The sequence below is a fragment of the Streptosporangium sandarakinum genome (assembly GCF_013409935.1).
Lineage (GTDB): Bacteria > Actinomycetota > Actinomycetes > Streptosporangiales > Streptosporangiaceae > Streptosporangium > Streptosporangium nondiastaticum.
Map to the genome: position 1 here is coordinate 195,540 of NZ_JACCCO010000003.1, position 11,951 is coordinate 207,490.

At 73.5% G+C, this 11,951-nt stretch carries 6 protein-coding genes; 3 read left to right on the forward strand and 3 right to left on the reverse strand.

Translation table 11 applies throughout. The features are described 5' to 3' along the window. Window positions 1–164: 164 nt before the first annotated feature. Window positions 165–656 (reverse strand): NUDIX domain-containing protein, encoded by a 492-nt coding sequence (locus HDA43_RS27430; RefSeq protein ID WP_179826790.1) that lies wholly within the window; start codon window positions 654–656, stop codon window positions 165–167. Window positions 657–860: 204 nt separating this feature from the next. Between HDA43_RS27430 and HDA43_RS27435 the strand changes: the two genes are divergently transcribed. After that, complete coding sequence (locus HDA43_RS27435) at window positions 861–1,508, forward strand: HAD family hydrolase (protein ID WP_179826791.1); 648 nt, start codon at window positions 861–863, stop codon at window positions 1,506–1,508. A gap of 27 nt (window positions 1,509–1,535) precedes the next feature. On the opposite strand, the gene HDA43_RS27440 is transcribed toward HDA43_RS27435, so the two are convergent. Further along, complete coding sequence (locus tag HDA43_RS27440; protein ID WP_179826792.1) at window positions 1,536–3,074, reverse strand: gamma-glutamyltransferase family protein; 1,539 nt, start codon at window positions 3,072–3,074, stop codon at window positions 1,536–1,538. A 325-nt stretch (window positions 3,075–3,399) separates the two neighbouring features. Here HDA43_RS27440 and HDA43_RS27445 point away from each other — a divergent pair, with 325 nt between their 5' ends. Then, a complete protein-coding gene (locus HDA43_RS27445; protein ID WP_179826793.1) occupies window positions 3,400–6,813 on the forward strand; it encodes a M28 family peptidase in 3,414 nt (1,137 codons plus the stop codon). Between the two features lie 148 nt (window positions 6,814–6,961). Here HDA43_RS27445 and HDA43_RS27450 read toward each other — a convergent pair whose 3' ends face one another. Next, complete coding sequence (locus HDA43_RS27450; RefSeq protein ID WP_179826794.1) at window positions 6,962–9,775, reverse strand: ATP-binding protein; 2,814 nt, start codon at window positions 9,773–9,775, stop codon at window positions 6,962–6,964. A 353-nt stretch (window positions 9,776–10,128) separates the two neighbouring features. Between HDA43_RS27450 and HDA43_RS27455 the strand changes: the two genes are divergently transcribed. Continuing rightward, window positions 10,129–11,916 carry a PP2C family protein-serine/threonine phosphatase gene (locus HDA43_RS27455; protein ID WP_179826795.1) on the forward strand — a complete coding sequence of 596 codons (1,788 nt, stop codon included), beginning with the start codon at window positions 10,129–10,131 and terminating at the stop codon, window positions 11,914–11,916. Window positions 11,917–11,951: the final 35 nt, after the last annotated feature.

Here is an 11,951-nt window from a genome sequence, read left to right on the forward strand (position 1 = left end):
CCCTTCGTAGTCGAACACACACTCTCAGTGTTCCACGGAGTCATTCGGGGAACGCGAGGTATGCGCGATGGCTATCCGCGTCGCCGTCGTGCCCCCGGGAGCCCCGGACCGGACCTTCGGGTGGACGGTTCAGGCGACCGTTCGGGCCGGGCCGGTGGGACGGCTCATCCGCCCGCGGGGGCGCCGCCGGGGAGGTAGACGGGGCGCCGCTCGCGGCGGGCCAGGCGGGCGGCGGGCAGGCGCGGCGCGCTGACCTCCGGCAGCAGTGTGACGGCGGTGTCCCAGGCCAGGAACGCCGCGTCGTCCAGCTCGTCGGCCTGCAGCCGGATGCGCGACGGGTCGTCCAGCACGCCGCCGTCGAACAGGAAGTTCACCATGGAGCGGGGGCGGTCCCCGGCCGGGGGCGACCAGTGCACCACGAGCAGCCCGCCCACCTCGACCGGCACGCCCAGCTCCTCCATCGCCTCGCGCGCGGCGCAGTCGTGCGGGGCCTCGCCGTTCTCGACGATCCCGCCGGGAAAGCTCCAGCCCGGCCGGTAGTTCGGCTTGACCAGCAGGACCCGGTCGTCGGCGTCGGTGATCAGCACGGCGGCCGAGGTGAACACGCTGGGCAGTGTGGCGTACCACTCGGACGGCTCCAGGAAGACCTTGCTCACCCCGTCACGCTAACAGGGCGTCCCGCTCCGGGCCGCTCCGTCACGCCGAGGGTACGGCGGGCTCGTGCCGGGGCGCGGCGGGCTCGTGCCGGAGCGGCGCGTTCCCGGACAGGGGTGGGCCCGAGGACGGCCGGAAAGGGGCGTGCGGGGGCGGCGGGCCGGGCTCCCGTAGGATCGGTCCGGCCTGCCGAAAGGGGATATGTCATGGTTCGGGCGGTGGTGTTCGACGTCGGGGAGACGTTGATCGACGAGACGCGGATCTGGTCGCGCTGGGCCGACCGGCTCGGCTTCACCCGGTTCACGGTGCTCGGCATGCTGGGCGGCATGGCCGCCCTCGACCGGCCGTTCTCCGACGTCTTCGAGCTGCTGCGGCCCGGGTTCGACCTGGAGGCCGAGCAGGAGGCGTGGAAGCGCGACGACCCCGACGGGCTCCGGGTGAACTTCGACGCCGACGACCTCTACCCCGATGTACGGCCCGGCCTGGCCGCGCTCCGCGACCTCGGGTACGAGCTGATCATCGCGGGCAACCAGCCGCCGCAGGCGTACGACGCGCTGACCGCGATGGACCTGCCGGTCGACGCGATCCACACCTCCGACGGCTGGGGCGTGGCCAAGCCGGCCCCGGAGTTCTTCGCCAAGGTCGTCGCGGTGTCGGGCCGCGAGCCGGCGGAGATCCTCTACGTGGGCGACCGGCTCGACAACGACGTCCGTCCCGCCCGCGCGGCGGGCATGCGGACCGCGCTGATCCGCCGCGGCCCGTGGGGCCACCTGCACGCCGCCCGGCCCGAGGCGGCCGAGGCCGACCACGTCATCGACGACCTGCACGCCCTGGCCGCCCTCCTCCGGCGCTGACCGCGCCGCCCGCGGCGGGAGGCGCGGTCAGAGGCCCGCGGCGGCCCCGATGATCGAGCGCGGGTCCGCCGCGCCGGCGAGGATGCCCGAGGGCAGCACGTCGATCAGGTGGGCGTGGCCGAACGACGAGCCGTACGGCGCGGTGCGGACGGGGTGTCCGCGCTCGCCCAGACCCCCGCTCCACGGGGCGCCCTCCTCCACCTCGACCGTCGCGTGGTCGGGGGCGAGCCAGGTGTCGAAGCCGGTGCCGCCGGAGGCCAGCCGCCAGCGGGCGGCGGCGATCGCCTGTCCCGGCGCCTGGTCGTGGGCCAGCAGACGGGTGATGATCTGCAGCAGGATCTGCGGCTGGGCGTCGCCGCCCATGGTGCCCACCACCGAGCGCAGCGACCCGTCGGTCCGGGTGACCAGCGCGGGGACGAGGGTGTGCGGCGGGCGGCGGCCGGGACCGTACTCGGCGGGGTGCCCGGGCTTCAGGGAGAAGCCGATGCCGCGGTTCTGCAGGTTGATGCCGGTGCTCGGCTCGAAGACGAGGCTGCCGAAGCCGGAGGCGTTGGACTGGATCAGCGAGACGCCCATGCCCTCGCCGTCCACCGCGCACAGGTAGGTGGTGTCGCCGGAGGAGGTGAGGTCGCGCACCGTGACCCTCTTGTCCCGGCCGATCATCCTCCGGCGCTCGGCGGCCGAGGCGAGCGCCGCCTCGACCGAGCAGTCCTCGAACAACACGTCGGGCCGGTCGTGCCCGGCCATCCGCGCGGCCTCCACCAGCAGATGCGCCCAGAGGGGGTCGGCCGGGTCGGCGGGCAGGTCGAGCTCCTCGGCGATGGCCAGCGCGAGCAGCAGCAGGTAGCCCTGGGAGTTCGGCGGCGCGGTCCACACGTCGTGGCCCAGCGCGCGGATCCTGAGCGGTTCGACCCAGTCGGCGTTGTTCCTGGCCAGGTCGTCCTCGGTGTACTCGCCGTCGCCGAGGGCGATCAGTCCCTCGCCGAACTCGCCGAGGTAGAACCCCTCACGCCCCTCGGCGAGGGCCTCCAGCGCCCGCGCCACGCCGGGCCGCCTGATCAGGTCCCCGGTACGGCGGGCGGCGGCGAAGTCGTGGTGCAGGGGGCCGACCGTCTCCAGGGACGGCACCATCAGCGGGGAGGCGGGGAACCCGGCGATGGCGTGCTCGATCGCGGGCGCAAGCACCTCGGTCATGGTCAGCCGGCCGTACCGCTCGTGCAGGGCCAGCCAGCCGTCGGCGCAGCCGGGCACCGGGACGGAGTGGATGTCCCCGCGGTGCGGCATCTGCTCGTGCCCCTCGGCGCGCAGCCGGTCCGGGTCCGCGCCGGAACCGGCCCGGCCGGAGGCGTTGAGCGCGGCCGGGGCCCCGGGGCCGTCGTGGACGAGCGCGAACAGGTCGCCGCCCAGCCCGCACATGTGCGGCGCGGTCACCGCCAGCACGGCGTTGGCCGCGATCGCCGCGTCGGCCGCCGAACCTCCTCGCTCCAGCATGGCCACACCCGCGCCGGAGGCGAGGTGATCGACGGTGCAGACCATTCCGGAACGCGCGTAACGGGTGTTCAGCATGACGAGAGCGTACGGCTTCCGCCGCCGGGACCGCACCGGCCGGCCGGTACGGATTCTCCCCGGCCCGATGATTCCCGCCCTCCACCCGCCGCCGTTCCCCGGCCGCTTTTTCGGTAGGCATACGGATGTCGCTACGGATGTTCGGCGCCTGAGCGCGGATCTAACGTCACGAAACGGGGGCACCGCACCCCGCCGCCCCCTCGCCTCCTCACCCCCCTTGCCTCCCGCCGTGCCCGCCGCCGGGTGATCCCCGCCTGCGGAGTCGCCGCCCTCCCGCCTGCGCGCGGGTGGCCGCGGCGCGGGAGACAGACCGAAAGGAACACGCGTGAGACGCAGAGCCGTACTCGCGGCCACCCTCGGCCTGGCCGTGGTGGCCGCGGTGGCACCCTCCTCACCAGCGGCCGCGAAACCCTCCCCGGGGCCGGCCGACCATGCCCGCTCCCTCCATGTCCGCTCCTTCGCCGACCCGCCCCAGCTCGCCGTGGCCGCCGCCGACCAGGCCGTCGCGAGCGGTCTGGACGACCTGCGCAAGGGGCCCGACGAGATCTACCGGCGCACCACCGTGGTGCCGGGCTCCGAAGGCATGTACTCCGTCGTCTACGAGCGCACCTACAAGGGGCTGCCCGTGGTGGGCGGCGACGCGGTCGTGATCACCGACTCCGCGGGGAGGGTGCGTGACACCGCGGCGGCCTCCGGCGCCACCCCGAAGGTGACGACCTCGCCGAAGGTGACCGCCGAGGACGCCCGCACCAAGGCGAAGAGCCGGCTGACCCGGGTCGACGACAGCGCCGAACCGCGCCTGGTGGTCCTGGCCTGGGGCGCCAAGCCTCGCCTCGCCTGGGAGGCCCTGGTCTCCGGCGTCGCCGGCGGCAAGCCGAGCAGGCAGCACGTGTTCGTCGACGCGCGCACCGGCGAGATCGCCGACGCCTACGACGAGGTGCGGGCGGGCACCGGAAACGGCTACTACTACGGCCAGGTCACCCTCTCCACGAGCGGCTCCGGCAGCTCGTACTCGATGACCGACCCGACCCGCAGCGGCATCCGCTGCGGCGGGCAGAACGGCTCGGCCTACACCGGCACCGACGACGCCTGGGGCAACGGCTCCGGGACGAACCTGGAGACCGCGTGTGTGGACGCGCTCTACTCGGTGCAGAAGGAATGGGACATGCTGCGCGACTGGCTCGGTCGCAACGGCATCAACGGCAGCGGCGGCGGCTTCCCGACCAAGGTCGGGCTCAGCGACGTCAACGCCTACTGGGACGGCAGCACCACCAACTTCGGCCACACGCAGGACAACCAGCGCCAGGCCACGTCGATCGACGTGGTGGCCCACGAGTTCGGCCACGCCGTCTTCCAGAACACCCCCGGCGGCACCGGCTCCGGCAACGAGAACGGTGGCCTCAACGAGGCCGTCGGCGACGTCTTCGGCGCGCTCACCGAGGCCTACGCCGACAACCCGAACGACCCGCCGGACTACGAGGTCGGCAAGAAGGTGGACCTCGTCGGCGACGGCCCGATCCGGTACATGTACGACCCGTCCAAGGTGGGCGACCCCAACTGCTGGTCCTCCTCGATCTCGAGCACCGAGGTGCACGCCGCGGCCGGCCCGTTCAACCACTGGTTCTACCTGCTGGCCGAGGGCTCCGCGCCGGGCGGCGGCAAGCCGAACAGCCCGATATGCTCCGGCGGGCCCTCCTCGGTCACCGGCATCGGCATCCAGAAGGCCGGAAAGATCTTCATGGGCGCGCTGATGCGCAAGACCTCGACCTGGAAGTACACCAACGCCAGGCTGGCGTCGCTGTCGGCGGCGGTCGAGCTGTACGGCGACGGCAGCCCCGAGTGCGCCGCCACCAAGGCGGCCTGGAACGCGGTCAGCGTGCCGGTGCAGACCGGTGAGCCGACCTGCGCCGCGACGGGCAACGACTTCTCCCTGACGCTGAGCCCCGCCGCGGGCACGGCGCAGCCCGGCCAGCAGGTCACCTCGACCGTCGGCACGCAGACCACCTCGGGCAGCGCGCAGGCGGTCGCCCTCACCGCCTCCGGCCTGCCGGCGGGCGCCACCGCGAGCTTCAGCCCGGCGTCGGTGACCTCGGGCGGCACCTCCACCATGACCATCGGCACCGCCGGGTCGACGCCGGCCGGGACGTACACCGTCACGGTCACCGGCTCCGCCGCGTCGGGCACGCACACGGCGTCCTACACCCTGACGGTCGGCAACGGGGGGCCCGCCCCGACCGACCCGCCGGACATCAGCCTCGCCAACGTCAAGACCCACCTGCAGCAGCTCCAGAGCATCGCCACCGCCAACGGCGGTACCCGCAGGTCCACGGGCGCCGGCTACACCGCGTCGGTGTCCTACATCGAGCAGAAGCTCACCGCCGCCGGCTACACCGTGGTGCGGCAGTCCTGCACCTCCGTCTGCACCTCCGGGGCCGGGCCGAACCTGATCGCCGACTGGCCCGGCGGCGACGCGAACCAGGTCGTCATGGCAGGAGCGCATCTGGACAGCGTCTCGGCCGGTCCGGGCATCAACGACAACGGCTCGGGCTCGTCGGCGCTGCTGGAGGTCGCGCTGACGCTGGCGGCGAAGAACCCGACGATGGCCAAGCACGTGCGGTTCGGCTGGTGGACCGACGAGGAGCAGGGCCTCAACGGCGCCCAGTTCTACGTCAACTCGCTCAGCTCCACCGAGCGCAGCAAGATCAAGGTCTACCACAACTACGACATGGTGGCCTCGACCAACGGCGGCTACTTCATCAACAACATCAACACCGAGGCGGCCCAGTATCTCAAGGCCTTCTACGACGGCCTGAACCTCCAGCCCGAGGAGAACACCGAGGGCGCCAACCGGTCCGACGACGCGCCGTTCCGGAACGCGGGGATCGCCACCTCCGGCGTGGCGGCCGGCGCCAGCGCCACCAAGACCTCGGCCCAGGCCGCCAAGTGGGGCGGTACGGCGGGCCAGGCGTACGACCCCTGCTACCACCAGTCGTGCGACACCACGAGCAACATCAACGACACCGTCCTGGACCGGGCCGCCGACGCCTCGGCGTACGCGATCTGGAAGCTCGCGACGGGCACCACCACGAGCCGTGACTTCTCGATCTCCATGAACCCGTCCTCGGGGACGGTCCAGGCGGGCCAGGCGGCCACCGCCACGGTCTCCACCGCCACCACGGCGGGCACCGCGCAGACGGTCAGCCTGTCCGCGTCGGGTCTGCCCACCGGCGCCACGGCCGGCTTCAACCCGGCGTCGGTGACCTCGGGCGGCTCGTCCACCCTCACCATCGCCACCACGGCCGCGACGCCCTCCGGCACCTACCAGGTTACGGTGACCGGCACCGGTGAGGCCGCCACCCGCACCTCGACGTACACGCTGACCGTGCAGGGCACCTCGGGTGGCCGCACGTTCCGCAACGACACCGACTACACCGTCTACGACTACGGCACCGTCCTGAGCCCGATCACCTCCACCGCGACCGGCTCGGCGGCGTCGCCCGTCAAGGTGACCGTCACGATGAACCACCCCTGCGCCGAGGACCTCCAACTGTGGCTCCGCGGCCCGAACGGGCTGTGGTATCCGCTCCAGGCCAGCGGCGGCTACATCTGCACCCCGTACGGCACACGGACCTACACGGTCCCGGTCGCTCAGCGGGCGGCCGGACAGTGGGTCCTGGAGGTCGACGACCTGTATCCGGGAGACACCGGCAAACTCGACTGGTGGAGCATCACCGTCTGAGTGCCCGGCCCACGAACGGAAGACGCCCCCGGGACCGAGCGATCGGCCCCGGGGGCCCCGTCGTCTCCGGTCCGTCGTCTCCGGGCCGGAGACGACGGACGGGTGCCGTCCCCGGAGGCGGACGGGGCGACGCGCGGGCCGGGCGCGTTCAGACGGGCGGGGCGACCTCGGTGCGCGACCGCAGGCCGAGCTTGCGCAGCACGGTGGCGACATGGGTCTCGACCGTGCGCGTCGACAGGAACAGAACGTCGGCGATCTCCCGGTTGGTCCGGCCGAGCGCGACCAGCCGGGCCACCTCCTTCTCCCGCTGCGACAGCGCGCCGGCGTTGCCCTTGCGGCCCCGCGGCAGCGGGGACTCCACACCGAGGTCGCGCAGCGCGCGCCGGCAGCGCGCGGCGTCGTGGGTGGCGCCGAGCTCGCCGAACCGCTCCGCCGTCTCGGCGAGGGCCGCGGCGGCGGAGCGGTCGCCGAGGGCGAGCCTGGCGCGCGCCTCGCTCTCGCCTACCCGCGCCGCGGTGTAGGGCTGGGGCAGGGCCGCGTACGCCTCCCGGGCGCGGGCGAAGAAGTCCGCGGCCTCGTCCGGCCGCCGGTCGGCGGCCAGCGCGCCCCGGGCGTGGTCGAGTGCGGCGTGCGCGGCGGGGGCGAGACGGCCGGTGATCCCGTCGGCGAACTCGGTCACCAGCTCGGCCCCTTCCTGGACACGCCCGGCCTGGGCGAGCGCGGTGACGGCGGAGGGGATCAGGCCGGCGCCCCAGGCCCACACCCCCTTGCGGCGCATCCGGGCGGCCGCCTGCACGGCCTCGGTGACCGCGTCCTTCAGCGCGCCGCGGGCGAGGTGCAGCTCCACCAGGCCGCCCGCGGCGGCCACCGCGATCGGCAGGAAGCGTGCGTCCGGCGCGTCCATGCCGGCGCTGTACAGGCACTTGCGGGCCTCCTCCCACTCACCGGTGGCCAGGGCGAGCAGCCCCAGCACCAGCCAGGCGTCCACCGCGATCAGCGGGGCCTCCGTGGCCAGCTCCACCAGGGCGATCGCCTGGTCACGGAGCCCCTCCCACCGGCCGGTCAGCCAACGCCTGCGGACCGTCGCGACATCGACGGTGTAGGCGGGGAACAGCACCCCCGTCTCCGCGGCCAGCCGCCGCCCCTGCCTGCCGAACTCCTCCGCCGCGGTGTAGTGGCCCAGCGTGGTCGCCGAGTCGTGAAGGTTGCAGTAACCGCGGGCGACCTGTCGCCGGACCGCCACGGACGGGTCGGAGACGGGCAGCGTGGCGGCGATGGCGAACGCGTCCCGGGAGCCGATCGACATCTCGAACGAGGCGCGGTTGGCCAGGACCGCGGCCGCCAGCTCCGGGTCGTCGGTGATCGCGACGAGCGCCTCGGCGCGGGCCATCCACTCCGCGTGCGTCGCCAGCGACTCGGTCCCCCATTCCGGCAGCGCGAGGCTGGCCCAGCCGCGGGCGGCCAGCGTCGGCCGGTCGTGCAGCTCGGCGACGGCGGCCAGGACCTCGGGGCGTCCGGCGGGGATGTCGCCCGCCTGGTTGGACAGCATCAGTCCGAGGTTGAGACGTGCCTCGCCGCGCACCTCGCGGGCGAGGAAGTCGTCCCGCAGCAGGCGGCGCAGCAGCCGCACCACCCGCTGGTACGACAGCCCGGTCGCCGCCAGGCGGCTCAGCGCCAGCGAGAGGGGGCCGCGCTCGGGCGCGGGCAGGTCGGGATCGGCGAGCATGCCGTCGAGCACCTCGACCGCCAGGGCGGTGTCGCCGAGCGCGGCCGCCCGGTCGGCGGCCGCTCTGCCGTGGCGCAGCCACGCGCCGATGTCCCCGGCTTGCCGGGAGTGGAAGGCCAGCTGGACCAATGGCGGAGGGGTCACCGCCGCGAGCGCGGCCATCGCGCGCTCATGCGCCAGGCGGCGGTCCGGACCCGGGATCGCGTCGTAAACGGCCTGTTGGGCGAGGGCGTGGCGGAAGCCGTAGCGGCCGCCGGGATGCTCACGGAGCACGCCGGCGCGCAGCGCCTGGCCCAGCCCGGAGGGGGCCCCACTGACCGCGGCGATCAGCCGCTCGTCCACGGGGAGCCGCAGCACCGCCGCCGCCTGCGCGGCGCTCACCGCCGCCGCGGGCAGACCGGCCATCTGCTCGGCCATCGCCTCACGCAGCAGCAGTGGCACCCCGGCGCGATCCAGCGCTTCGGGCCCCTCCGCGTCGGGCAGGGAGCGGACGACCTCCTCCACCACGAACGGTATGCCCGCCGTGTGCTCGTGCAGCCGCGCGACGAAGGCGGGCGGCAGTGCGGAGCGGTCCAGCAGCGCGCAGGCCAGGCTGTTCACCTCCGGGGCGTCCAGCGGCCGCAGCGGTATCACCAGGCTCGTCGTGCCCGGAGGGCGCCGGTAGGCGCGGCCGAGCGGCAGGCCCGGCGTGTTCAGGTCCTCCCGCCGGTAGGTCGCCACCACCGTCAGTCCCTCGGGCGGCTGGTCGGCGAGGAACCGCAGCAGGTCCCGCGTCCCGTCGTCGGCCCAGTGCAGGTCCTCGATCACGAGCAGGGCCGGTCCGACGGCCGCCAGCAGGGCGCGCATCGCGCGGAACAGCCGGTGCCGTTCGGCCCGCGGATCATTCAGCGGCGGCGGTGGCGGCGGGAGCGCGTGCGACAGTTCGGGCAGGTAGTCGCGGAGCACGCCGGTGACCGGGTTGAGGACCTCGGCCGCCGGCAGCCGGCCCGCGACCTCGCGGAGCGCCTCCACCACGGGACCGTACGGGAAGGGCTCGCGGATCTGGTGGCAGTAGCCGAGGAGGACGGGCCGGTCGCCGGACACGAGACGGTCCAGTGCGGCGTGGACGAGCCGGGTCTTCCCGATGCCCGCCTCTCCCTCCACCAGCACCACGGCCGGCGGGCGGGCCATCGCCTCGATCAGAACCCGCAGCTCAGAGGTGCGTCCAACGAGTACGGGAGAGGCCAGGTTGTTCATTGGCGGCTCCGGGTGAGACGGGTCGGGACCCTCAGGGAGGGTCCCGCATATCGCCATTCAAGGTCAACCTCTGGACATAACGGACTTGTTGCGGGTGCGTGTCAAGATTCGCACACGGCTGCTCTGAGACGGGGGGAGCGGCCGTGCGAACCGCCCGTGACCTGCGCGTCCGGATTTCGGCGCGACGGGGGCACGGAGCCGGAGGGTGATCACGGCCGGGCGTGTCAGGGTTCTTTTGTCAGTAAAGAAACATCATTTGGCGCTGAGGAATTATTAGGGGCCTATCTGTAAGTTCGTCCAACCTCTTCGTGGTCATCCTGGCGACAGGCTGGGAATCGGACCCGGGAGGTGGAATGGCGATTCCCGACCAGGGGGACGGTGAACGCCGGGCCGCCGCTCAGGCGCTGGTGCGCGAGAGGATCGAGCTGATCAGGCGGCGCATGCGCCGGGCGGCGATCCTCGACCAGGTGACGTGCCGCCTCGCCGTACGGATGAACGTGCGGCCGGAGGAGGCCGCGGCCCACCTGGCCCGGCTGTCGCACGAGAGCGGGGTGGACCTGCTGGAGGTCGCCCGATCCGTGGACGAACGGGCCGGGGAGCCGCCGGAGGCACCGCGGGTGGACCCGCCGGAATGGGCGGCCCCCGTCATGGAGGCGATGTCGCTGTGCGCCATGTACCTGAGCCCGGTCACCGACGAGACGGGCCGGCTGGTGGACTTCCTCGTCGTCGCGACCACGGAGAGCGGCGAGGACGTCACCGGCCGCCCCCTGGAGGTCTTCCGGGGGCACCGGCTCCTGGAGTTCTCCCCGGGGGTGATGCGCGCCGGGCTGCTGGAGGAGTGCATCCGGGTCTTCGAGACGGGGGAGTCGTTCCAGCGGGGACCGTTCGAGTACGTCGAGGCCAGGAACGACCGGCTGTGGCCGCGCTCGATCAGCGTCCGGGCGAGCCGGGTCGCGGACGGGATCCTGCTCACCTGGCAGGAGCTGGACGAGGAGGAGCGCCTCATCACCGGCTGGGAACGCGCCCAGCGGATCGCCGGCCTGGGCTGGGCCGAGTGGAACCTGGCCAGCGGCCGGACCATCTGGACCCTCCCGATGTACGAGATGTTCGGCCGGGACACGGCGGAGGGGCCCCTGCCGTTCGAGCAGCTCCCCGAGGCGGTCGTGGCGGAGGACCTGGGCGCGGTGGAGGAGGTGGTGCGCACCCTGCTGGAGCACCGGGAGTCGGTCGAGCACGAGTTCCGCGTCCAGCAGCGGCACGGCATCCGGCACGTGCGCCTGGCCGCCGAGCCGGTGCTCGACGGATCCGGCTTCCCGTTCGCCGTCCGCGCCATGGCCCAGGACGTCACCGCGGACCGCCGCCGGGAACGGGCGCTGGCCGAGGCCCGCGACCAGACGCACCAGGCCAGGCACCGGGCCGAGGAGGAGCACCGGGTGGCGCTCGCCCTCCAGGACACGATCATGCCCACCCACCACGGCGTGTTCGACCTGCCCGGCCTGCACATGGGCGTGAGGTACTCGCCCAGTGGTGAGCTCGAACACCTCGGCGGGGACTGGTTCAAGGTGCGCCCGCTGCCCGACGGCCGGGTGCTGGTGGCCATCGGCGACGCCATGGGCCACGGCCTGAGCGCCGTCAGCCTGATGGCCCAGATGCGCAGCGGCCTGGCCGGCCTCGCCTACACCGGCGCCCCGGCCGACCGGCTCGCCAGGTGGCTCAACGAGCTCGCCTTCCACGCCAACCAGAACATCACCGTCACCGGCACCGCCGTCATCGGGCACTTCACCCCCGCCACCCGCACCCTGGAGTGGGTCTCGGCCGGTCACCTGCCGCCCGTCCTCGTCCGCGACGGCAAGGCCGTCTTCCTGGAGACCAGCAACGGCACCATGCTCGGCGCGTTCGAGAACATGGACTACACCCTGACCACGACGCAGCTCGCCCGGGGCGACCTGCTGCTGCTGTACACCGACGGCGTCGTGGAGCGCCGCGGCCGCAGTCTGGACGTCGGCCTGAACGCGATGCTCGACGCCGCCGGGCGCTGCGCCGAGGGGGACCCGGAGAAGAACCTCGTCTGCGTCCTGCGGGAACTCGGAGAGGAGAACGCGACCGACGACGTCTGCCTGCTGGCGCTGCGGGTCCTCTGACCCCGGCGCGCGGCCCGGGGCGGGTTCCCCGCGGG